This window comes from Paracoccus sediminicola (genome assembly GCF_027912835.1).
Lineage (GTDB): Bacteria > Pseudomonadota > Alphaproteobacteria > Rhodobacterales > Rhodobacteraceae > Paracoccus > Paracoccus sediminicola.
Genome location: NZ_CP115768.1, coordinates 2,701,722 through 2,723,943 on the forward strand (window position 1 = coordinate 2,701,722; position 22,222 = coordinate 2,723,943).

Below are 22,222 nucleotides of genomic sequence, written 5' to 3' on the forward strand. Positions count from 1 at the left end.
TAGAGAAACGAGGATGTGATGAGTACCAAAATCGCGGTTGCCGGTCTCGGCTATGTGGGATTGTCCAACGCCGTGCTGCTGGCGCAGCATAACAAGGTCGTGGCGCTGGATGTGGCGCAGGACCGGGTCGAGATGATCAATAACCGGCAGTCGCCGATCGAGGACGCGGAAATCAGCGACTTCCTCGCCAATCGCGAACTGGATCTGACGGCGACGCTCGACCCCGAAGAAGCCTTTGCTGATGCCGAATTCGTGGTGATCTCGACCCCGACGAATTACGATGCCAGGACCAACCGCTTTGACACCTCGACCGTGGAGTCGGTGCTGGCCGATGTGCATCGGATCAACCCGAATGCGGTGGCCATCGTCAAATCCACGATCCCGGTCGGTTTCGTGGATCGGATCCGGGCCGAGATGGGCTGGGACAACGTGATCTTTTCGCCGGAATTCCTGCGCGAGGGCAAGGCGCTCTACGATAACCTGCACCCCTCGCGCATCGTCGTCGGCGAGCGGTCGGACCGGGCCGAGCGCTTCGCCAATCTGCTGGTTGACGGCGCCATTCGCAAGGACATGCCGGTGCTGTTCTGCGGTGCGGTCGAGGCCGAGGCGATCAAGCTGTTCTCGAACACCTATCTCGCCCTGCGCGTCGCCTATTTCAACGAGCTGGACAGCTATGCCATCGCCCATAACCTGAACTCGCGCGAGATCATCGACGGCGTCTGCCTCGATCCGCGGATCGGCGATTTCTACAATAACCCAAGCTTCGGTTACGGTGGCTATTGCCTGCCCAAGGACACCAAGCAGCTGCTGGCGAATTACGATCAGGTGCCGCAGAACCTCATCTCGGCCATCGTCGAATCCAATCGGACACGGAAGGATTTCGTCTCGGATCAGATCGTGGCGCGCAAGCCTGCGGTGGTGGGCGTCTACCGGCTGGTGATGAAAGCGGGTTCGGATAATTTCCGCGACAGCTCGATTCAGGGGATCATGAAGCGGATCAAGGCCAAGGGGATCGAGGTCATCGTCTATGAGCCGGTGCTTCAGGAAGATCTGTTCTTCAACAGCCGTGTCACCCGCGATCTGGAGGCGTTCAAGGCTGAAAGCGATATCATCCTTGCCAACCGGCTGTCCTCGGATATCTCCGATGTGGCCAGCAAGGTCTATACGCGCGATCTCTTCGGGGTTGACTGATCTGGGCGCGGCGGTCCCGATACCGGCATGAAGATCCTGTCCGCCACCACGATCCGAAACGAAGGCCCCTATCTGCTGGAGTGGATCGCCTGGCATCAGATGCTGGGCGTGACCGATTTCCTCGTCTACTCCAATGACTGCGAGGATGGCAGCGACCGTCTGCTGGACCTGCTGGACAGTCACGCTGTGATCTCGCATCAGCGCCATGACCCTCCCTCCGGCAAGTCGATTCAATGGAGCGCGCTTCATTCGGCTTGGCGACACGATCTGCGCAAGCGCGCCGACTGGATGCTTATCTCGGACCTCGATGAGTTCCCGGTCATTCATGCAGGGGCGGGGCGTCTGGCCGATCTCATCGGCGCGGTTCCTGCGGATACCGACGCCATCGCGCTGCCTTGGAGGCTGTTCGGTGCGAATGGGCGCTCTGATATTGCCGACGCGCCGGTGACCGCGCAATTCAACCGCGCAGCGCCGCCCGGTATGATCCATCCCATCGCGGCGACATTTTTCAAGTCGCTGTTCCGGCCCAAGTCGTTCGCCGGCGCCGGTGTGCACAGGCCCCGGCACCGCAAGGAACAGATCCCAAACTGGGTCGATGGCTCTGGTCTGGCGATGCCGTCATATATCGGTGAGCGCGACAAGCGGTTGTCCCTGCTCGGCGTGCATGAGAATCGCGCTTTGGCCGAGATGCATCACTACTCTCTGCGCTCTGCTCAGGGCTTCATGGTCAAATCGCAGCGCGGGCTTCCGAATCGCTCATCGAAGCGGATCGATCTGGCTTATTGGATCGAGCGCAATTTCAACGCTGTCGAGAACGCCGCCGCACTGCGCTTCCAGCCAGCGCTCGTGCAGCGAATCGAGGCATTGAAGGCCCTGCCCGGCGTGGCGGATCTTCACCGTTCCGCAATAGACTGGCATCGTACCCGGTTCCGCCAGATTGTCGCGACGCCGCAAGGATACGAGCTGTTCTGCCGGATCAGAATCGCTGCCGAGAGCACGGTGCTGCCGGACGCCGAACAAAGAACGCTGCTACGCATGTTTTCCCGAGTCGAAGCCTCAGGCTGATCCATTTTATCTGACCTTTTCCCGAAATATCTCCACGCGGGCAGAGCTGTTAACGATATCTTGAAAAATCTGGAAAGCCGTTTTCCGAGCAGTTTCAGGGTGAACGAAACGGTCCTGGCTTGTCTTAAAGTTGGATGAAAAAGAATGTTTCTGTGCGTTGCCAGGCTGTCTACCGCGGCTTTTTCCGTGTAATTTACTGTTAAAAATACATAAATCAGGGTGATAGGTGACCCGCCTTGCTCGGTAAGGCGCCGCCTCCTTCGAAGGATGAATTTTCAGCCCTTTTTCGTCGCAGAGACGAAATCAGCTAAATTCCAACTTAGCTTTCACTTGAGAATCGAGCCTTTCTGCGGCAAAACTATACAAGCTGCGTCAGCTGTTTGTCTCTGGTTTTGGTCACTTGTATGTGCGTTAGTTTGAAGATGGGCCAGTCGGTTCGGTGTTTTTGTCGTTATATCCCGCTTCCAGTGCGGCTGGCAGGTGGTGACATTGATGGCTGACAGCGCCCGTTACGACCGGTCTTCCTCCGGCATCCGGGTGTCGGGATGGAGTTGACTCGCAACCCGACGGGCGGGCGGCAGCGCTCTACCCCAGAAACCTTCCTTCGCTTTATCGCGGTTGGTGTGGCCAATACGGCTTTCGGCTATGCGGTGTACGCAATTGCAGTGCTTATGGGTGCGCCGCCTCAGATCGCCCTCGTGCTGCAATTTCTGCTGGGTGCGCTGTGGAACTATCAGATGCATGCGCGGCTGGTCTTCGCCGTTGAGGGTTGGGGGCGGCTGCCGAAATATATCGGCGCCTACCTGTTGATCTATGCCGTGAATGCGGTCGCGCTGCGGCTCCTGCTGGCGCAGGATATGCCTCCGCTTCTGGCTCAGCTCGTGCTTTTGCCCCTTGTCGTGCTCGCATCATGGTTCCTCATCGGTCGGGTGATGGGCTTTCGTCATCGGCGGAGGCAGGTATGAGTCTGTCCTTCGCAAACCCCTCTGGCAAAGAAAGGCCCTGGCCATTGCGCAGCCTTGCCACATCGGCGCTTTGGCTGCTTATGGGCATTGCGCTTCTTGGGCTGTTCGGCCGGATCATGGGCTATGAGCTGCGCCGTGATGAGTTTATGTTCGTCCCGCCCGCAGCCCTGCTGGGCGATTACACGCTGTATCGGGACCTGTTCTACAACCATGTTCCCTATTCGGCCTGGCTGTTTCGCATCATCCATCTGCTGCTGCCCTGGCTCAGCTTGCTGGCGGCAGCGCGGCTGACAATTTTTCTTGGCTGGCTGCTGCTTCTCGGAGCCTCGGGGTGGATTGGCTGGCGGCTGACGCGGTCTGCGCTCGTCGCGCTTTTCGGTCCTGTAAGCCTGCTGACTGCCGAGGTTCTGCTGGGGCAGACCGGCATGGCGGCGACGAATAACCTCTTGCCGTTGCCTTTCGCGCTGATCGGACTCGGGCTGTTCGCCATTGCCGTCATCGAGGGCGATTTCGCGCCGGGCAAGCTTTTCGCAGCTGGCGTGGCCCTGTCTATCGCCGCTGGAATGAAGGCGAGCGCTATCGCGTTCGTTCCTGCGGTGGCCATTGCCAGTTTTCTCATCCCGCGCGACCTGCCCCTGTCACAGCGCCTTCGGCGGCTGGTGCTGCCCGTCGGCCTTGGCGGGCTGGTCGGAGCGTTGCCGCTGTTCTGGCTGGCGCTGAGCTCGACCGAGTTGTTCTTTGCCCATATCGCAGGCTACCATTCCGGCCCGCATGTCGCCTATTGGCAGGAAAACGCGGCGACAGAGCCCGGTCTGGCGTTGAGCGCGCCTGCCAAGCTGCAGCTTGCCTATTCGGTCTGGCTGGTCGGCGCGCCGCTGCTGGCGATATTCATTGCCGCGCTGTCCTGGGTGCTGTCGAAAGCATCGCGGCAGGCCGATATTGAGCCGGGCCTCTGGGGGGCTACGATGACGGTCTTCGCGGCGGTGCTTGTGACGGCCGCTCTGGCTTTCGTGCCGACACCCGGCTTCCCGCAATATTATGCCGGCCCGCTAATCGGTTTTCCGCTGCTGGCGGCGCTGTTCTATCGCGCATCGGACGAGGCCGCCCGGTCAAAACTGCGTCCGGCAATGATCGTGGCCCTGGTCATGATGGCGGTTTTTTCCGCTCCGCGTCTGGGCATCGGTTTGAACGATCTGCGCGATCCCGATCGTTTCACCACCGCGCGTGTCGCCGGTGGCGCCGCGGAACTTCGGCAGGCACTTGCTGAGGCTGATCTGGCAGATGCCGGGCTTGTGGCGACATTCTCGCCGCTATATCCGCTTGAGGCGGGGCTTCGGATCTACCCGGAATTTTCGGCCGGTCTCTTCGCCTATCGGGTCGCGCCGTATACCGATCCCGAACTGCGCCGCAATTATGTAATGGCCGGTGCGCAAGATCTTCCCGCGCTGTTCGAAACTAATCCGCCCGACGCGTTTCTGACCGGTTTTGATGATACGCTGGAAGCGCCCATGATCGATTATGCCCGCAACCATGGCTATGTGGAGTCGGATTTCGACGGCATCCGCGACCGCTACGGCAAAGCCGTGCTGTGGCTGCGTCAGCCCCCGGCAGGCGGGACAGAGACAGGAGAGAACTCATGAAAACCATTCTGCTTGCGGGCGGGCTCGGCTCGCGTCTCGCCGAAGAAACCGTGGCGATCCCAAAGCCTATGGTTGAGGTTGGCGGACGGCCGATCATTGCTCGTGTCATGGATATCTATAGCCGTTTCGGACATGATGAATTCATCGTGGCGGGCGGCTATAAAGGGCTGATGCTCAAGCATTTCTTTGCCAATTACCACCTCATCGCGAATGATATCAGTGTGCAGTTGGACACGGGTGAACTGCAACTCAAGCCGATTTCGGCGGGCGGCTGGAAAGTGAGCGTGGTCGATACCGGCGCACATACCATGACCAGCGGTCGTATCCGTCGACTGCGTGATTGGGTCGGGGATGAGACCTTCATGGTCACCTATTCGGATGGTCTCGGCAATGTCGACATCAACAAGCTGATCGAGTTTCACCGCGCTCATGGCAAGCTGGCCACCGTGACCGCCGTCCAGCCCCCGGCGCGCTTCGGCAATATGGAGCTGAGCGGCGAAAATCAGGTGCAGGCCTTCACCGAAAAAGTCCGCCGCTATGAGACCTGGATCAATGGCGGATTTTTCGTCTTTGAGCCGGGCGTCTTTGATTATCTCATCGACGATATGGAGCCTCTGGAACAGTCGCCGATGGTTAACCTGACCCATGATGGCCAGCTGATGGCCTTCAAGCATTACGGTTTCTGGCATCCGATGGATACGATCCGCGACAGAAATGCTTTGAATGAACTGAGCGACCAGGACCCACCGCCCTGGCTCGATTTCGACGACGCAGCGGCCGATCCTGAAAAGCCGCAGCGGGCCACGATCTGATGAACATGACGAGCGATATCCCCGGCCCCGAATTCGGCGCGGCCTTTTCTGGCAAGCGGGTTCTGCTGACCGGCCATACCGGCTTCAAGGGCAGCTGGCTGACCTTGTGGCTGCACCAGCTTGGCGCCGAGGTTCTGGGTGTATCGCGCCCGCCCGAGACACAGCCCTCTCTGTTCGAGGTGGCGGGTGTCGAAGGGCTTTGCGATAGCCGAAATGCCGACATCAACGACGCCGCCGCTTTGTCCGAGGCTGTCGGGGATTTCCAGCCCGATCTCATCATTCATATGGCGGCTCAGGCGATTGTTCGTGACAGCTATGACATCCCGGTCGAGACCTTCACCACCAATGTCGTCGGCACAGCAAATGTGCTGGAGATCGCGCGGCGCTCGCCCCAGTTGCAGGGGGTCGTCGTGGTCACGAGCGATAAATGCTACGAGAATAACGAATGGGAGTGGGGCTATCGCGAGGTTGATCCGCTCGGCGGCTCAGATCCCTACAGTGCGTCGAAAGCCTGTACCGAACTCGTCGCACAAGCTTATCGGCGATCCTTCTTCAGCGATCCGAAAGGCCCGCAACTGGCATCGGTCCGCGCCGGCAATGTGATCGGGGGCGGGGACTGGGCGGCGCACCGGCTGATCCCCGATATAATCCGTGCGATCGCGGCGGGCGAAGATACCGTGATCCGCAATCCCGCGAGTGTGCGGCCATGGCAGCATGTGCTTGAACCCCTGTCGGGCTATCTGACGGTCGCCGAAAAAATGCTGTCTGGAAAAGGTGACGTGGCAGCCGGGGCCTGGAATTTCGGCCCGGATTCCGATGCCACGGTCCCTGTGGGCGATCTTTGCCGGATGTTCGGGCGGCTCTGGGGCGATGAGGGTCCGCGTTTTACCTTCCATAGCAATGCTGATGCACCCCACGAGGCCGGGTTGCTGCGGCTCGACAGTACCCGCGCCAAGCTGCATCTCGGCTGGCATCCGCAGCTCTGCCTGGAAGAAGCGTTGTCGATGACCGCCGACTGGTATCGCAGACATGCCGAGGGTGGGGATATGCGGCAGCACAGTCTCGATCAGATCAAGAAATATGCCGCGCGGCTCAGCCCGCCGCCGGACCTGTCCACCAACGCCGAACTATCCAGATAGGAGTCGACCGATGCGCGTGAATTACGGCCAGACCGTTCATGGTGAGGAAGAGATCGAAGCCGTTGTGAACGTGCTGCGCAGCTCGACCCAGATGGGCAAACATGTCCGAGAGATGCAATCCCGCGTCGCGGCGCTCTTCGACAAATCGCATGGGATCATGGTGAATTCCGGCTCGTCGGCGAACTTCATTGCTGTGGCGCTGCTGGATTTGCCGAAGGGCTCGGAGGTGATCACCCCGGCGCTGACCTTTGCCACCACCGTCGCGCCCATCGTGCAGCACGGGCTGATCCCGGCCTTCGTCGATGCAGATGAGGGCACCTATAATGCCGATGTCTCGCAGATCGAATCGATGATCGGCCCAAAGACCCGCGCCATCATGATTCCGTCGCTGATCGGCAATCTGCCCGACTGGACCCGCATCGCCGAGATTGCGCGGAAAAATAATCTCAAGGTGATCGAGGACAGCGCCGACACGCTCGGCGCGACCATCGGCGGGACCAGCACCGGGGTGAACTCGGACATCTCGACGACGAGCTTTTACGGCAGCCACGTCATCAACGGCGCCGGAAACGGTGGGATGCTGTGCGTGAATGACGACGACCTCGCGCGGCGCGCGCTGCTGCTCCGAAGCTGGGGCAGGACCTCGTCCCTGTTTCAGGAGGGCAGCGAAGCGATCGAGAACAGGTTCAATGTCGAGCTGGACGGGATTTCCTATGACGCGAAATTCCTGTTCGAAGAGCTGGGCTATAATCTCGAACCCTCGGAGGTCAGTGCCGCGTTCGGGCTGGTCCAGCTTGACAAGCTGGACCGGAACATCACCGCGCGTGAGGAGAATTTCGCGCAGCACCTGGCCTTTTTCAAAGAATATGAAGACTGGTTCATCCTTCCGAAGCAGCTCCCGGAATCGCGTACCGGCTGGCTGGCCTTCCCGCTGACGATCCGCGACAGCGCCCCGTTCAGCCGCCGCGACATGCAGATCTTCCTCGAAAAGCGCGAGATTCAGACGCGCCCTGTCTTCACCGGCAATATTCTGCGTCAGCCCGCGATGCGCAATATCGAGCTGCGCAGCCGCGACGGCGGTTATCCGGTCGCCGATGCGGTGATGCGCGGCGGGATCCTGCTGGCCTGCCACCACGGCCTGGATCAGGCTCAGATCGACTTCATGCATGAGAGTTTCCGCAGCTTTGCGGACAGCGTCCAGAGCGGGGAATGAATCACATGGAAAGCCTGACCACAGAGCGCCCTTCCAAGCTGAGCCATTGCCGCGCCTGCGCATCGGACCGGATGTTCCTGTTCCTGCCGATGGGCAATCATCCGCCCGCGAATATGTTTGTCCGCCCGGAAGAAGCCGACGAACAGCAGCCGAGCTTTCCGCTGAACACCCAAGCCTGCCTGGATTGCGGAATGATTCAGGTGGCGGATCAGATCCCGGACGGGTTCTTTACGCATTATCTTTATATTCCCTCGGGTGCGCGCACGATGCATGGTCATTTCGAGGGGCTGGCGAAGGTCCTGATCGAAAAGGCCGAGGGCGGGCTGGTGGTCGATATCGGCTGCAATGACGGGCTCATGCTGGGTTTTGCGAACCGGATGGGCGGCAAGACGCTTGGGATCGACCCGGCCGCCAATCTCGCCGAAAAAGCGGCCGAGCTTGGGGTGGATGTGCATGTCGCCTATTTTCATCCGGAGACGGCTGACAAAGTGCGCGAAAAGCACGGTCCGGCTCAGGTGATCTCGACCACCAACACGTTGAACCATATCGGCGATCTGGTCGGCTTCATGGAGGGCGTGGGCCGCCTGCTGGCCAAGGACGGCTGGTTTGTCGTCGAGGTGCCATGGGGCCGCGATATTCTGCGCACCAACCAGTTCGACAATGTCTATCACGAGCATATGTCGGAAATGAGCCTCCGCTCATTGGTGAAGCTGGCCGAGCGGACCGGGATGCAAGTCGTCGATGTGACTTATCTTCCGGTGCATGGTGGCTCGATGCGTGTCTTCATGCGCAAGGCCTCCGTGGCCGGTGAGCCAAGCGCAGAGGTGGTTCGGATGCTGGCCGAAGAGGACAAGGCCGGCATGAACAGCGAAGAAACCTTCCGTCAGATGGCCGAACGGGTCGAAGAGATGGGCGAAGCGCTGCGCGCGCTTCTTGCGCGCCTCAAGTCCGAAGGCAAGTCCATTGCGGGATATGGCGCGCCGGCCAAGGGCAACACGCTGCTGAATTATTTCGGCATCGGTCCCGAGATGCTGGACTATCTGGTAGACCGCAATCCGCTGAAACAGGGCATGCTTTCGCCTGGGGTGAAGGTTCCGATACACGATCCTTCCGTGATTGCAGAGCGCAAGCCGGATTATCTGCTGGTGCTGGCCTGGAATTTCTTCGACGAGATCCGGCAGCAACTCTCTGCCTATGAGGAGGCCGGCGGGCGGTTTATTCTCCCGCTGCCCTTCCCTAAGATCGTGGCGTAACACCACAGAGGCGGGGATTGGCGGTGAAGGTCCTGATTACCGGGGGAACCGGTTTTATTGGTGCGCATCTGGTACGCGCGTTGTTGCGGCACGGTGATGAAGTTACCGTGCTGGCGCGCCCGTCAAGCGATCCGTGGCGGCTTGAAAACGTGCTCGGCCAGCTACACTACGTCAAGGCCGACCCTCTCGATCCCCATGCGGTTGCGGCGGCGCTGCGCGAGGCACAGCCCGAGCGGATCTATCTTCTTGCCGCGGCAACGCAGCTGCGTGGCGATGCTGCGCTTGCGGATATGGACATCGCCCTGAAATCCAATGTCGAGCCTTTGCGTGTTCTGCTGGACCAGATCGCAGGTCTTGAGACGTTTCCGAAAAGCGTGGTCCGCACCGGTACGCTGGCCGAACTTTCGGGCGACGACTCGCGCAGCGAAGAACCGGCGGGCATCTATGGTCTGTCGGTGCTCATGGGGACGCATCTGCTCCGCATCTGGCGGCAGTTTACCGGGATTCCGTCGGTCACCGCCCGGCTCAGCCTGACCTACGGTCCCGATCAGTCGCCCGATTTTTTCGTTCCCGGTTCGATTCGCAAGGCGCTGAGCGGCCAGCCCGAGGCACCGCACCGCCCCGAGGCGCGGCGCGACCTGCTGCATGTCGACGACGCGATCTCGGCGCTGCGGCTTATTTCAGACAACGCGCTTGCCCTTCCGCCAGTGCTGCATGTTTCGACCGGCGAGTCGCTGCGTCTCGGCGATGTGGCAAGCGCAATTGCGCGGCTGACCGGCGGTGATTTTGACGCGCCGTTGCAAGGATGTAGGGCAGCCGACATCGTGTCCAGCCCGGCCTCGGTCGAACTATTGTCGCTTGGCTGGCGCCCGCAAGTCCCGCTTCAGGAGGGGCTGCGGCAGGTCATCGCATCAGAGCGCGAGCTCATGAAAAACGGAACGACAAGGCGCAGCGCATGAGCATGATTTCCCTGCTGGTTCCGGCCTATAACGAGGAAGACAATGTCCGCCACTGCTATGAACGTATGGCAGCGGTTCTGGACGGTCTGCCGGGTTACGATGCCGAGATCATCTTCACGGACAACCACTCGACCGACCGGACCTTTGCCATCCTGTCCGAGATTGCCGCCGAAGATACGCGGGTCCGCGTGTTCCGGTTTTCGCGCAATGTCGGGTACCAGAATTCGGTGATGTTTGCCTATAAGGCGGCGCGGGGCGATTGCGCGATTCAGCTCGACTGCGATTTGCAGGACCCGCCCGAGTTGATCCCGCAGATGCTGGAGCTGTGGAAGGACGGTAATCAGGTCGTCTACGGCATCCGTCGAAAGTTGCCGGACGGCCCGGTTGTCGCGGCGCTGCGGCGCGGGTTTTATTGGTTCATCGACCGGATCAGCCCCGATGACCTGCCCCGCAATGCGGGTGAGTTCCGTCTGACCGACCGCCGGGTGCTGGACCAGATCAGACGCAGCGAGGATCGGTCCCCCTATATGCGCGGCATGATCAGCGCGATGGGCTTCACGCAGACAGGGTTCGAATATGACCGCGCGGCGCGAACCGCGGGCGAATCGAAATTTCCATTCAAGGCGATGCTGTCGCTGGCGGTCGATGGGATGGTGAACCATTCGCTGGTGCCGCTGCGCTTCGCCTCGACCGTGTCGCTGTTCACCGGGCTGTTTACCTTCCTGATCCTGCTCGGCTATCTGGTCGGCAAGCTGCTCTTCGGCCAGCAATGGCCGCCGGGCTTCGCGACCGTCGTGATCCTGCTGCTGATGTCGATGACGCTCAACGCGATGTTTCTGGGGATACTCGGGGAATATATCGGGCGCATCTTCATGCAGACCAAGAACATCAATGCGCCCATTGTCGAGGCCACGCTGAATGTCGAGTCCGAGGCGGCAGAGGCGATCGACCCGTCCGCGCCCATCAGGTTTCCTGCCGCCCGATAGCGCCCGATCCGGCCTGCGACGCAACAGGGCGATGACGCGGCTTTTATCCGCCAAGGGCTGACCTTTGCCGCAAAGCGGCTTATAGACGCGGGAAAAGGATTTCCGCATGGCCAATCATCTTTATCAGAACGACCTTCCCGACGATCTGGACCTCGGCCCGGTCGTGGCCATCGACACCGAGACGATGGGGCTCGACCCCCGGCGCGACCGGCTCTGTCTGGTTCAGATGTCGTCCGGCGACGGTGATGCGCATATGGTCCAGATCGCGCAGGGGCAGACAGACGCCCCAAACCTGTCGCGGATGCTGGCCGATCCGCAGGTGTTGAAGCTGTTCCATTTCGGCCGTTTCGACATCGCGGCGCTGCAAAACGCGCTTGGCGTGGTGACTGCCCCGGTCTGGTGCACCAAGATCGCGTCTAAGCTGATCCGCACCTATACCGACCGCCACGGGCTGAAATACCTGCTTCAGTCGCAACTCGACGTGGATATCTCGAAGCAGCAGCAGACCTCGGATTGGGGCGCGACCGAGCTGAGCGAGGCGCAGCTGGAATATGCCGCGTCGGACGTGCTGCATCTGCATCAGCTCAAGGACAGGCTAGAGGCGCTTCTGATTCGTGAGGATCGGTTGGCTCTCGCGCAATCATGCTTCGATTTCCTGCCCACCCGCGCGCAGTTGGATCTGCTGGGATGGGGCGATGACAACGACATTTTTCACCACTGATCGCCACCGATGAGCCGCTATCTCGACACCGCCCGCCGCGTCATCGCCACCGAAGCCGAAGGGCTCGCCGCGCTCTCCGATGGGTTGGGCGAGGCTTTTGACCGCGCGGTTGAGACGATGCTCGCGGCCAGCGGGCGGGTTGTCGTGTCGGGGATGGGCAAGTCCGGCCATGTTGGGCGCAAGATAGCCGCGACCTTCGCTTCAACCGGGACGCCGGCGCAATTCGTCCACCCGGCCGAGGCCAGTCACGGCGATCTGGGCATGGTTGCGAAAGGCGATGTGGTAATCGTGATCTCGAACTCTGGCGAGACTCCCGAGATCGCGGATATCGTTGCCCATACCCGCCGCTTCGAGATTCCGCTGATCGGCATCGCGAGTCGCGAGGGCTCGACGCTGATCCGGCAATCCGATGTCGCGCTGTTGCTGCCCTCCGCAGCCGAGGCCTGCGGCAACGGCATCGTGCCGACCACCTCGACCACGATGACCATGGCGCTTGGCGATGCGCTCGCCATCGCGCTGATGGAGCACCGGCGCTTTACCGCTGAACATTTCCGCACCTTCCATCCCGGCGGCAAGCTGGGCGCGCGGCTGTCGCGTGTCGGTGATCTGATGCATAAGGACCTCCCGCTCGTGGCGGAAGATACGCCGATGACCGAGGCGCTGCTGACGATCAGCCGAAAAGGTTATGGCGTGACCGGCGTGACAGGCGCGGATGGGCAGCTTGTCGGAATCATCACCGACGGTGACTTGCGGCGGCATATGGATGGACTTCTCGATCATCGCGCCGCCGATGTGATGACCGCCGATCCAAGGGTGATCCGGCCCGAGCAACTGGCCGAGGAGGCTTTGGCCGAGATGCAATCGCGCAGGATCACTTGCCTTTTCGCCGTCGAAGAGGGCAAACCGACCGGGATCCTGCATATCCATGATTTCCTCCGCGCCGGAATTGTCTGATGCGGTCGCGCATCGTGGCATGGCTGCGCGTGCTGCTGCCGCTGGCGGCTCTCGTAATCCTGTCGACTCTGTTTCTGCTCAGCCGGTCGCCGAACCCGGATGATGCCATTCCTTATGCCGATGTGGATGCCGAGGCGCTGGCGCGGGACCCGCGCATGACGCGGCCCGAATTCGCCGGGGTCACCGATGGGGGCGCCGCGGTGACGCTGACGGCCGAGCGGGCCACCCCGGCGCAATCCGATACCGGCGCCGCCGAGACGCTGCGCATGACGTGGCGGGCGCCGGAAGGTCTGGCCGCCGATCTGACCGCCCCGCGCGGCGAGGTGGACGGGCAATCGGTCCGGCTGTCGGGCGGGGTGCGCGTGACCACCTCGGATGGATGGGCGATGACCGTGCCCCAGGTGGATAGCGATCTGCGCGCGGATCTCATTACCGGCACGGGCGGGCTGACCGCCTTTGCGCCTTTGGGGCGGATCGATGCCAACAGCATGGAGATCAGCCGCGATGACGAGGGCGCGCATGTTCTGAATTTATCCGGCGATGTGCGTCTGGTATATCAACCCTGACCGGCCGCGAAAGGAAGCGAGATGCTGCGTGTGACGAGTTTGACCCTGATGATTGCAGTGCTGAATCTTGCGCCACTGGCGGCGCAGACCGTTCCCTTCGGCGGGGAAGCGGGCGATACCGGCGCGCCGGTCGAGATCTCGGCCGATAATTTTCGCGTCAGCCAGAGTGCGGGCAGCGCAGAGTTCTCGGGCAATGTTCTGATTGCACAGGGCGAGATGAAGCTGTCGGCCGAAAAGGTGGTCGTGGATTACGCCGAGGGCGACAACAGCCGCATCGAGTCGCTGGAAGCTTCGGGCAATGTCACGCTGGTCAATGGCGAGGATGCGGCCGAATCGCAGCGCGCGGTCTATGAGGTCGGATCGGGCAATATCACCCTGATCGGCGACGTGCTTCTGAGTCAGGGCCAGAACGTCATGTCCGGCGATGAGGTGGTCGTCAATCTCGAGGATGGCACCGCTCAGGCCAGCGGGCGTGTCCGCTCGGTCCTTCAGCCGAGCGGGAACTGATGGACGTCAGGACCGGCGATATGGCGGGGCTGACGGTCCGAAGCCTGCGCAAATCCTACCGCAAGCGTCCGGTGATCCGGGATGTCTCGCTGGAGCTGGCGCGGGGCGAGGTGGTGGCGCTGCTCGGGCCGAACGGTTCGGGCAAGACCACATGCTTCTATTGCATCGCAGGGCTCGTCTCGCCTGATGCGGGCCAGGTCTTTATCGATGGCGGCGACGCCACCGGCCTGCCGATGTTCCGGCGCGCGCGGATGGGGATCGGCTATCTGCCGCAGGAAATGTCGATTTTTCGCGGTCTCACGGTCGAGCAGAACATCATGGCGGTGCTGGAGGTGGTCGAGCAGAGCGCCCATCGCCGCCGCGACCGGCTGGAGGAATTGCTGGGCGAGTTCTCGATCGGCCATATCCGCAATGCCTCTGCGATGGCGCTCTCTGGCGGTGAGCGCCGCCGCGCGGAAATCGCACGCTGCCTGGCATCGAATCCAAAATATCTTCTTTTGGACGAGCCTTTCGCGGGCGTCGATCCGATCGCCGTCGGAGATATTCGCGGGCTGGTCCATGATCTGAAATCGCGCGGCATCGGGGTGCTGATTACCGATCATAACGTGCGCGAGACGCTGGGTATCGTGGATCGCGCCTATATTCTGCATGATGGCCATGTGCTGATGTCCGGCAGCACCGATGAAATCGTCGCCGATCCTCGCGTGCGCGAGGTGTATCTGGGTGAGAGCTTCTCTCTGAGCTAGGCGAAGGGCTGCGGGAAGGGCCTGGGTCTTGTTGCCGTTCTGCTGCGTTCGCATCGTTGACAGCATCGCGGCCCGGTCGCAGACTGGTTCAGTCCGGAAAGGCCCTGTCAGCTATCGGCGGGGGCCGGGCAGAGAAAGGAAAAACCTATGCGTTATCAGATCAGTGGAAAGCAGATCGATATTGGCGATGCTTTGACACAGCATGTCCAGTCAGAGTTGGGTGAAACGGTTGGCAAGTATTCCCAGAGGCCGACAGAGGCCGTCGTCACCTTCTCGAAAAAGGCTCATATGCTGGTTTGTGACGCGCTGGTTCACCTCTCCACCGGTCTGACGGTTCAGGCCAAGGGCGAGGACCCGGAAATCTATGCCGCGTTCGAGGCCGCGCGCGAGCGGATGGACAAGCAGCTTCGCCGTTACAAGCGGCGCCTGAAGGATCACCATAAGGACCGCAACTCGACTCCGGTTGAATACGGCTCCGCGGACTTGTATGTCCTCCCCGCCGACGAGGATGAGTGGGAATCACAGGACGCCAATGGCCTTCAGCCCGTGATCGTCGCGGAAATGGAATCGCGCGTTCCGACGCTGTCTGTCGGGGATGCGGTCATGCAAATGGAACTCGCTGGGGCACCGCTTCTGGTGTTCCGCAACGAAAAACACGGGGGCGTGAATGTCGTTCACCGCCGCGATGACGGCAATATCGGCTGGATCGATCCCCGAAACATCAAATAGCCGCCTTGCGTGGCGTGTCGCCCCGGATCATTCTGTTCCGGGGTGGCAGAAAGACGGATAGCGATGCAACTCAGCACTGTCGTCAAGCCCGGCGCGGTTCGGGCATTCCCGCAAGTTACTTCGAAGAAGCGTTTGTTTCAGGATATTTCCGATCTGGCCGAGCAGGTTTATAATCTCGATGCCAGCCAGACGCTCGATGCGCTTCAGGAACGTGAGAGCCTTGGCCCCACCGGCGTCGGAAACGGGGTGGCGCTGCCGCATGCCCGGCTGCACGGGCTGGAAAAGGTCGCGGGCGTCTTCGTCAAGCTGGACAAGCCCCTGGATTTTGACGCGGTGGACCGTCAGCCCGTCGATCTGGTCTTTGCCCTGTTCGCGTCGAAGGGCAGCGGGGTCGATCACCTGAAGGCGCTTGCGCTTGTCTCGCGCACGCTGCGCGATTCCGAGCTGCGCGCCAAGCTGCGCGCCAATTCCGATCCGGCGGCGCTGCATGCGATCCTCAGCTCGGGTCCGGGCGTGCAGGCAGCCTGAGTTTGGTCCTCAGCTGATTCGGCCTTATATTGAGGTCTCAGGGGGAGGATTTCATCATGACCAAAAGCTTGACCGACCGCGAACGCAGCACCGGCAATGGCCGCCTGCGCTCTTATGTCACGCAAGAGCGGGAATCCGGCATCCATCCGGCGATCACGAAGCTGCACCGCCGCCCGCATGGGCGCGAAAGTTATGAAAGCCGCAAGACCAGCGAATATGCCCGGATCGAACGCGGTCACGAGGCCTGACCGACTCTAGCCGATTTCGCTCTCGACGCGTTGCCAGACCTTGCGCATCAGCCCCGGAAGCTCCGCCGCGGCAAACTCTGAAAGGGGATGCCAAGCGCCACGCGACGGAGCGTCCTCGCTGCGGGTGATCTGCACGTCGAGATCCAGCGAGAAATGCGTGAAGACATGGGTCACGCTGCCGAGGCTCCGCCATTCCGCGTTCAAAGGCGGTGGCGCTGTGCTGCCGTCCCAACCGGTCGAGGGGAAGGCCAGTGTGCCGCCAAGTAAACCTTTCGGGGGGCGCCGTTCCAGCAGAACGGCGCTGTCATTCACCGCGACCCACGCAATGCCCTGACGCTGCGGCTTCGCGGCCTTCTTCAGCTTGCGCGGCAACTCTTCGGCGATGCCTGCGGCGCGCGCATCGCAATCCGCGATCAGCGGGCAGATGGCGCAGGCGGGATTGCGCGGCGTGCAGATCGTTGCGCCCAGATCCATCATGGCCTGCGCGAAGTCGCCGGGCCGCTGCTGCGGTGTAAGCGTTTCGGCCAGCGAGACCAGCTCTGGCTTTGCCGCAGGCAATGGCGTTTCGACCGCAAAAAGCCGCGACACCACGCGCTCGACATTGCCGTCCACCACAGTTTCGGGCTGGTCGTAAGCGATCGCCGAGATCGCTGCCGAAGTATAAGGCCCGATGCCGGGCAGCGCCTGTAGCTCTGCCCGCGTCTCGGGAAAGCGACCCTCCGCAGCAACGGCGCGGGCGCAGGCCAGAAGGTTACGGGCGCGGGCGTAATAGCCAAGCCCCGCCCATTCCGCCATCACCCGCTCGTCATCCGCCGCGGCGAGGGCTTCGACCGTGGGCCACAACGCAGTGAAGCGCTCGAAATAGGATTTGACCGCCGCGACCGTCGTCTGCTGAAGCATGATCTCGGACAGCCAGACGCGATAGGGATCGGCGCGGCCAGACCCCGGCGGCACGCGCCACGGCAGTTGCCGCGCATGGCGGTCATACCAGTCAAGCAGCTTGGGGGCGATCTCACGCATGGATCACAGGTTTTTTGGTCTGGCTCACTGGCATCCCATCTGCGGCTTGGTAAACTGGCCCCGTTCTAAACTGCGGAGCCCCGCATGTCACAACCCCGCCGCAGGTCACGCGGTTTCCGCCAGGCGTCGATCCTTGTCGCCGAACCGATCCGCCACGCCGCCGAGGGGCGGGGTTTTGCGGTGTCGCGGCTGCTGACCAACTGGGCCGAGATCGTCGGTGCCGAGATCGCTGCGCGCGCGCGACCGGTCAAGATCAGCCATAGCCGGGGCGGGTTCGGGGCAACGCTGACCTTGCTGACCACAGGCGCCTATGCGCCGCTGCTGAACATGCAGCTGCCTACCATCCGCGAGAAGGTCAACGCCTGCTACGGCTATAACGCCGTGTCTCGGATCAGCCTGACCCAGACCGCGCCGACCGGGTTTTCCGAGGGCCGGGCGCAGTTCGATCACGCACCGAAGGCTCCCCCGACGCCGGATGCAGCAACTTGCCGCGTCGCGGAGGCGTTGGCTTCCGATATCTCTGACCCTGCGCTGAGGGCCGCGGTTGCGCGGTTAGCGGCGCTTAAGCTTGCCCGCGAAGGCAAACACCAATGAAAGGCCATTCCATGAGCTTCGATCTTCGCCATATCCTGTCCGCCTCGCTGTTCTCGGCGGCGCTCGCCATGCCGGGTTTTGCACAGGAAGCAACGACCGACACCGACGCCGCCGAAACCGCATCCGAGGCAGAGGCCGGCACAGGCGACGCTGCCGCCGAGACCGCAGAGGTCGAGCCGCTTGACGATATTTTCCTTGGCGACGACTCGGCGCCGCTTACCATTTATGAATATGCCAGCTTTACCTGCCCGCACTGCGCCAGCTTCCATGTCGAGACCTTCCCCAAGCTGAAGGCGGAATATATCGACACCGGCAAGGTCCGCTTCGCGCAGCGCGACGTGTATTTCGATCAGGTCGGTCTCTGGGCCGGGATCCTGGCGCGCTGCGACGAAGACAAGTTCTATCCGGTCTCCGACATGCTGCTGAGCGAGCAGGAGGACTGGATGGGTGCCGAAAACGGCGAGGAACTTGTCGAAAACCTGCGCAAGATCGGCGCCAAGGCCGGCATGACCTCGGAACAGATCGACGCCTGCTGGGAGGACGAGGCCCGCGTGGAGCGGCTCGTCGCGACTTTCCAGCAGAACGCCACCGCCGATGAGATCCAGGCCACCCCGACCTTCATGATCGGCGGAGAACAGGTGCCGAACCAATCATGGGAGGACATGAAGGCCGTCATCGAAGAAAAGCTGGCCGATGCTGGCGGTTCGGACGATGCGGAAGACGCAGATGCGGGCTCTGATGAGGGTGAAGCAACCGGGTCCGCGAATTGATGACGCCGCTCGCCGGGCTGAAGGTCGTCGAGCTTGCGCGGATCCTGGCCGGTCCTTGGGCCGGTCAGATCCTCGCCGATCTCGGCGCCGAGGTCATCAAGGTCGAATCGCCCGAGGGCGACGACACGCGCCGGTGGGGTCCACCCTTCATCGAACGCGAGGAGGACCGCTCGGCAGCGTATTTCCATTCCGCCAATCGCGGCAAGAAATCGGTGACGGCCGATTTTCGCAGCAAGGAGGGCCAGCACAAGGTTCGTGAGCTGGTGGCCGATGCGGATATCCTGATCGAGAATTTCAAGGTCGGCGGGCTGGCGAAATACGGGCTCGACTTCGACAGCCTCGCCGCGCTGAATCCGCGGCTGATCTATTGCAGCGTGACCGGCTTCGGCCAGACCGGTCCCTACGCCCATCGTGCCGGGTATGACTATATCATTCAGGGCATGTCCGGGCTAATGAGCGTCACCGGAGAGAGGGACGGGCAGCCGCAAAAGGTCGGGGTGGCGGTGACCGATATTTTCACCGGCATCTATGCGGCCACGGCGATTCTTGCGGCACTTCAGCAGCGCCATGTGACCGGCAAGGGCCAGCATATCGACATGGCGCTGATGGATGTCGCCGTGTCGGTGATGGCCAATCAGGCGATGAATTATCTCGCCACCGGCACCGCGCCCCAGCGTATGGGCAATGCGCATCCGAATCTGGTGCCCTATGCGGTCTTCGACTGCTCGGATGGGTGGATCATAATCGCGACCGGCAATGACGCGCAGTTCCGGCGGCTTTGCGATGTTCTGGGCCTGCCCGCGCTCGCCGAGGCGCCCGATTATGCGACCAATGCCGACCGCATCCGCAACCGCGAGGCGCTGACATCGGCGCTGACAGCGGTCACCCGTGGCTGGACGCGCGAGGCTCTGCTGTCCGGGCTGGAGGCGCAGGGCATTCCAGCTGGACCGATCAACGACATGTCGGATGTTTTTGCCGATCCGCAGGTCATTGCGCGCGGGCTGCGCATCGATCCGGGTGGCGTGCCGGGTGTGCGTCTCCCAGTGATATTTTCGGATGCCAAGCTGGCCACGGATGCGCCCTCGCCCCGGCTCGGTCAGGACGATCCGCCCGGCAGGACGCGCTGAAGCAGACGGTCGAGCTCCTGCCAGTCGCTCAGCTCCAGCCGGACCGGCAGGGCGAGGACATGACGGCGAAACTCCTCGGGCAGCCGAACCGCGTCCTTTTCGGTCGTCACAAGCTGTGCGCCGGTCATCCGCGATTCGGTTGCCAGCCTTTGCAGCAAGGCCGGAGTAAATGGCTGGTGGTCGTCCAGAGCCTCGCCGCGCACCAGATCCGCGCCCAGATCGCGCAGCGTGGTGAAGAATTTCTCTGGGTGGCCGATCCCGGCGAAGGCCAGCACGCGATGCCCCTGCCAGTCGAGCCCGGTTTGCAGGGGCTGGAGCGCGCCGCACAGATGCGGCAGGTCCAGCATTGCCCCCCATTGCTCCCGAAACCGCGCCTGCATCTGCTCCGGCCCGATCGAGATCAGCGCATCGGCCCGCGCCAGCCCGGTATTGACCGGTTCGCGCAGCGGACCGGCGGGCAGGCATAGCCCGTTGCCGAAGCCCTTCGCCGCATCCACCACGACCAATGACAGATCATGCGCAAGCGCGGGGTCCTGAAACCCGTCATCCAGCAGGATCACCTCTGCACCCTCTGATACGGCTGCCCGAGCGCCCGCGACCCGGTCATCGGCGACCAAGACCGGGGCGAAAGCGGACATCAGCAACGGTTCGTCGCCAACCGCCTCGGCGCTGTGGCGGCGTTCGTCGACCCGCAGCGGTCCGCTGAGCTGGCCGCCATAGCCGCGGCTGACGATCCTTACCGAGATGCCTTGCGCCACGAGACGTTGTGCGATGGCGATGACGGTCGGCGTCTTGCCCGTGCCACCCGCATTCAGATTGCCCACGCAGATCACCGGCACGCCGACGCGCTCGCGCTGGCCTTGCGCCAGTCTCCTGGCGGTTGCGCGGGCGTAAAGCGCGCCGAGTGGCCGTAACACCTGTGCCTGCGCGGTCGGCGGGCTACGGAACCAATAGGCGGGCGCGCTGCGGCTCATGGCGCTGGTTCGGGCGAAATAACGATGTCGCGCACCGCCTGCGCGATGCGGCTCGCAGCGCCCGCGCCGCCGGTCGCGACGCCCCAGGCATGGGTGGCGATCTGCGCCGCCTGATCGGGCGCGAGCAGGGTCAGCACCGCCTGGGTCAGCTCTGCCGCGTCGTTAATGCGATAGGCCGCTCCGGCGCTGTCGAGCTGCGCCCACTCCTCGGCATGGCTGCCCGCCTGGGGGCCGTGGATCGCCGCCGAACCCAGCAACGCTGCCTCAAACGGATCGCGCGCGGGTTCGGTCGGGCCGGCAAGCGTCGTGCCGAGAAAGCAGAGAGGGGCGAGGCGATACCACAGACCCATCTCGAAATAATCATCCGAGAGATAGACATTCACTTCCTCGGTCGGATCGTCATCCAGGCTGCGCTCGGCGACCGCCAGCCCGGCGGCCTTGGCGCGCATGGCCATGCCATCGGCACGGCGCGGATCCGCGGGCAGCAGGATCAGAAGCGCGCGATGGCTGTAGCGCAGCACATTCAGATGCGCCTCGATCACCGCTGCCTCCTCGTCCTCGTTGACGCAGGCCGCCAGCCAGAGCTGCCGCCCGTGAAACGCCTCGGCCAGCGACTCGCGCTCGGCCTCGTTATGGCGCAGAGGTTCGCGGGTCAGGGTGATCGGGCCGGTGATTTCGGCCCGCTCTGGGCGCGCGCCCCGCTCGATTGCCGCATTTTTGCTGGCGCTGTCGGGCAAAAGCAGCTGTGCGAAGCCGGAAAGATCGCCATGACGACCGGCGCGGCTCAGAAACCCGCTTCGCCTTGCGGACGCCATGCGCGCTTCTGCCTGGATCAGCGGGACGCCCCGCCGCAACGCCGTATCGATCAGCGGCTGCGGTGTCTCGGCCCCGATAAACAGGATCGCCGCCGGGTTCAGCACGGCCAGATGGGCCTCGGCAATCGGCTCGGTGCGCGCACCGTCGGGAATGGCGCTCACACCCCGTGTCGAGATGATGGGCGGCGGCGCGTTGGCGCGGCTGACCGCGACCTGCAACCCGCGGCGCCGCAACTGTGCCAGAAGCTGGATCAGGGTGGCAGGCAACGTGTCGCTGCCGCCCGCGGCAGGCACATGATCGCCCCCGATGCGCATCCAGATCAGCGGACCGTCGCCGCTTGGCAGGGTCAGGTCTGGCGGCGGGACGGGCGCGGGCGACTTGCGTCCGATCAGGCTGTGCCACCAGCCGGAGCTGACGCCGCCCGCCCGCATGCGCATCAGACGCCGAGTTCCGCGGTCGGGCTTGTCTCGCGCTCTTCATCCATCAGCCGGTGCAGATGGGCGATGAAATAACGGGTATGGGCGCTGTCGACGGTGCGCTGCGCCGCGCCTTTCCATGCCGCCTTGGCGGATTCGAAGTCGGGGAACACACCGACCACGTCGATGGCCGAGGTGTCACGGAACTCGGTGCCGTCGATGTCGGTCAGCTCGCCGCCGAACACGAGATGAAGTCGCTGGGTCATCGGAAAATCTCCTGCTG

At 62.6% G+C, this 22,222-nt stretch carries 25 protein-coding genes; 21 read left to right on the forward strand and 4 right to left on the reverse strand.

Annotated features, from left to right (window positions below; genetic code table 11):
- Window positions 1-18 precede the first annotated feature (18 nt).
- The 18 genes from PAF18_RS13300 to PAF18_RS13385 all read left to right on the forward strand — a co-directional run bounded on the left by PAF18_RS13300 (window position 19) and on the right by PAF18_RS13385 (window position 16,222).
- Entirely contained in the window at window positions 19-1,191 is a 1,173-nt protein-coding gene (locus PAF18_RS13300) for a nucleotide sugar dehydrogenase (protein WP_271116179.1), read from the forward strand.
- A gap of 27 nt (window positions 1,192-1,218) precedes the next feature.
- Window positions 1,219-2,256 carry a glycosyltransferase family 2 protein gene (locus tag PAF18_RS13305; RefSeq protein ID WP_271116180.1) on the forward strand — a complete coding sequence of 346 codons (1,038 nt, stop codon included), beginning with the start codon at window positions 1,219-1,221 and terminating at the stop codon, window positions 2,254-2,256.
- 545 nt (window positions 2,257-2,801) lie between these two features.
- The gene (locus PAF18_RS13310; RefSeq protein ID WP_271116181.1) at window positions 2,802-3,221 is read left to right on the forward strand and encodes a GtrA family protein; all 420 of its coding nucleotides are present in this window, start codon (window positions 2,802-2,804) and stop codon (window positions 3,219-3,221) included.
- Between the two features lie 44 nt (window positions 3,222-3,265).
- Window positions 3,266-4,861, forward strand: coding sequence for a glycosyltransferase family protein (locus PAF18_RS13315; protein ID WP_271116182.1), 1,596 nt, complete (start codon window positions 3,266-3,268; stop codon window positions 4,859-4,861).
- A complete protein-coding gene (gene rfbF / locus PAF18_RS13320; RefSeq protein WP_271116183.1) occupies window positions 4,858-5,673 on the forward strand; it encodes a glucose-1-phosphate cytidylyltransferase in 816 nt (271 codons plus the stop codon). Before PAF18_RS13315 ends, rfbF begins: the two co-directional genes overlap by 4 nt.
- A 5-nt stretch (window positions 5,674-5,678) precedes the next feature.
- Window positions 5,679-6,812 (forward strand): CDP-glucose 4,6-dehydratase, encoded by a 1,134-nt coding sequence (gene rfbG, locus PAF18_RS13325; RefSeq protein ID WP_271116184.1) that lies wholly within the window; start codon window positions 5,679-5,681, stop codon window positions 6,810-6,812.
- 10 nt (window positions 6,813-6,822) lie between these two features.
- Complete coding sequence (locus PAF18_RS13330; RefSeq protein WP_271116185.1) at window positions 6,823-8,025, forward strand: DegT/DnrJ/EryC1/StrS family aminotransferase; 1,203 nt, start codon at window positions 6,823-6,825, stop codon at window positions 8,023-8,025.
- A 5-nt stretch (window positions 8,026-8,030) separates the two neighbouring features.
- Window positions 8,031-9,278, forward strand: a complete 1,248-nt coding sequence (locus PAF18_RS13335) for a class I SAM-dependent methyltransferase (protein WP_271116186.1) — start codon at window positions 8,031-8,033, stop codon at window positions 9,276-9,278.
- Between the two features lie 23 nt (window positions 9,279-9,301).
- A complete protein-coding gene (locus tag PAF18_RS13340; RefSeq protein WP_271118141.1) occupies window positions 9,302-10,237 on the forward strand; it encodes an NAD-dependent epimerase/dehydratase family protein in 936 nt (311 codons plus the stop codon).
- The gene (locus tag PAF18_RS13345; RefSeq protein ID WP_271116187.1) at window positions 10,234-11,223 is read left to right on the forward strand and encodes a glycosyltransferase family 2 protein; all 990 of its coding nucleotides are present in this window, start codon (window positions 10,234-10,236) and stop codon (window positions 11,221-11,223) included. Before PAF18_RS13340 ends, PAF18_RS13345 begins: the two co-directional genes overlap by 4 nt.
- Before the next feature lie 106 nt (window positions 11,224-11,329).
- Window positions 11,330-11,944, forward strand: coding sequence for a ribonuclease D (locus PAF18_RS13350; protein ID WP_271116188.1), 615 nt, complete (start codon window positions 11,330-11,332; stop codon window positions 11,942-11,944).
- A 9-nt stretch (window positions 11,945-11,953) separates the two neighbouring features.
- On the forward strand, window positions 11,954-12,898 hold the full coding sequence (locus PAF18_RS13355) for a KpsF/GutQ family sugar-phosphate isomerase (protein WP_271116189.1): 945 nt from the start codon (window positions 11,954-11,956) through the stop codon (window positions 12,896-12,898).
- Complete coding sequence (locus tag PAF18_RS13360; protein ID WP_271116190.1) at window positions 12,898-13,464, forward strand: hypothetical protein; 567 nt, start codon at window positions 12,898-12,900, stop codon at window positions 13,462-13,464. Before PAF18_RS13355 ends, PAF18_RS13360 begins: the two co-directional genes overlap by 1 nt.
- 21 nt (window positions 13,465-13,485) lie before the next feature.
- On the forward strand, window positions 13,486-13,971 hold the full coding sequence (lptA, locus tag PAF18_RS13365) for a lipopolysaccharide transport periplasmic protein LptA (RefSeq protein WP_271116191.1): 486 nt from the start codon (window positions 13,486-13,488) through the stop codon (window positions 13,969-13,971).
- On the forward strand, window positions 13,971-14,717 hold the full coding sequence (lptB, locus tag PAF18_RS13370; protein WP_271116192.1) for an LPS export ABC transporter ATP-binding protein: 747 nt from the start codon (window positions 13,971-13,973) through the stop codon (window positions 14,715-14,717). Before lptA ends, lptB begins: the two co-directional genes overlap by 1 nt.
- A 147-nt stretch (window positions 14,718-14,864) precedes the next feature.
- Entirely contained in the window at window positions 14,865-15,446 is a 582-nt protein-coding gene (hpf, locus tag PAF18_RS13375; RefSeq protein ID WP_271116193.1) for a ribosome hibernation-promoting factor, HPF/YfiA family, read from the forward strand.
- Between the two features lie 63 nt (window positions 15,447-15,509).
- A complete protein-coding gene (locus PAF18_RS13380; RefSeq protein WP_271116194.1) occupies window positions 15,510-15,974 on the forward strand; it encodes a PTS sugar transporter subunit IIA in 465 nt (154 codons plus the stop codon).
- Window positions 15,975-16,030: 56 nt separating this feature from the next.
- A complete protein-coding gene (locus PAF18_RS13385) occupies window positions 16,031-16,222 on the forward strand; it encodes a hypothetical protein (RefSeq protein WP_271116195.1) in 192 nt (63 codons plus the stop codon).
- 6 nt (window positions 16,223-16,228) lie between these two features.
- On the opposite strand, the gene mutY is transcribed toward PAF18_RS13385, so the two are convergent.
- Window positions 16,229-17,242: an A/G-specific adenine glycosylase gene (mutY, locus tag PAF18_RS13390; protein WP_271116196.1), complete on the reverse strand. Its 1,014-nt coding sequence runs from the start codon at window positions 17,240-17,242 to the stop codon at window positions 16,229-16,231.
- A gap of 84 nt (window positions 17,243-17,326) precedes the next feature.
- Here mutY and PAF18_RS13395 point away from each other — a divergent pair, with 84 nt between their 5' ends.
- From PAF18_RS13395 to PAF18_RS13405, 3 genes are read left to right on the forward strand one after another with little or no spacing between them, the layout of a single operon-like run.
- Window positions 17,327-17,836 carry a DUF721 domain-containing protein gene (locus tag PAF18_RS13395; protein WP_271116197.1) on the forward strand — a complete coding sequence of 170 codons (510 nt, stop codon included), beginning with the start codon at window positions 17,327-17,329 and terminating at the stop codon, window positions 17,834-17,836.
- Window positions 17,837-17,847: 11 nt separating this feature from the next.
- Window positions 17,848-18,606, forward strand: a complete 759-nt coding sequence (locus PAF18_RS13400) for a DsbA family protein (RefSeq protein WP_271116198.1) — start codon at window positions 17,848-17,850, stop codon at window positions 18,604-18,606.
- Window positions 18,603-19,733, forward strand: coding sequence for a CaiB/BaiF CoA transferase family protein (locus tag PAF18_RS13405; RefSeq protein WP_271116199.1), 1,131 nt, complete (start codon window positions 18,603-18,605; stop codon window positions 19,731-19,733). Before PAF18_RS13400 ends, PAF18_RS13405 begins: the two co-directional genes overlap by 4 nt.
- Here the strand turns inward: PAF18_RS13405 and lpxK are convergent.
- Genes lpxK through PAF18_RS13420 form a run of 3 tightly spaced genes read right to left on the reverse strand, consistent with a single transcriptional unit; the run spans window position 19,703 to window position 22,205 of the window.
- On the reverse strand, window positions 19,703-20,707 hold the full coding sequence (lpxK, locus tag PAF18_RS13410; RefSeq protein WP_271116200.1) for a tetraacyldisaccharide 4'-kinase: 1,005 nt from the start codon (window positions 20,705-20,707) through the stop codon (window positions 19,703-19,705). The genes PAF18_RS13405 and lpxK overlap by 31 nt on opposite strands.
- Window positions 20,704-21,960 (reverse strand): 3-deoxy-D-manno-octulosonic acid transferase, encoded by a 1,257-nt coding sequence (locus tag PAF18_RS13415; protein WP_271116201.1) that lies wholly within the window; start codon window positions 21,958-21,960, stop codon window positions 20,704-20,706. The genes lpxK and PAF18_RS13415 overlap by 4 nt, the downstream gene beginning before the upstream one ends.
- The gene (locus PAF18_RS13420; protein ID WP_271116202.1) at window positions 21,960-22,205 is read right to left on the reverse strand and encodes a DUF4170 domain-containing protein; all 246 of its coding nucleotides are present in this window, start codon (window positions 22,203-22,205) and stop codon (window positions 21,960-21,962) included. The genes PAF18_RS13415 and PAF18_RS13420 overlap by 1 nt, the downstream gene beginning before the upstream one ends.
- Between the last annotated feature and the right edge of the window lie 17 nt (window positions 22,206-22,222).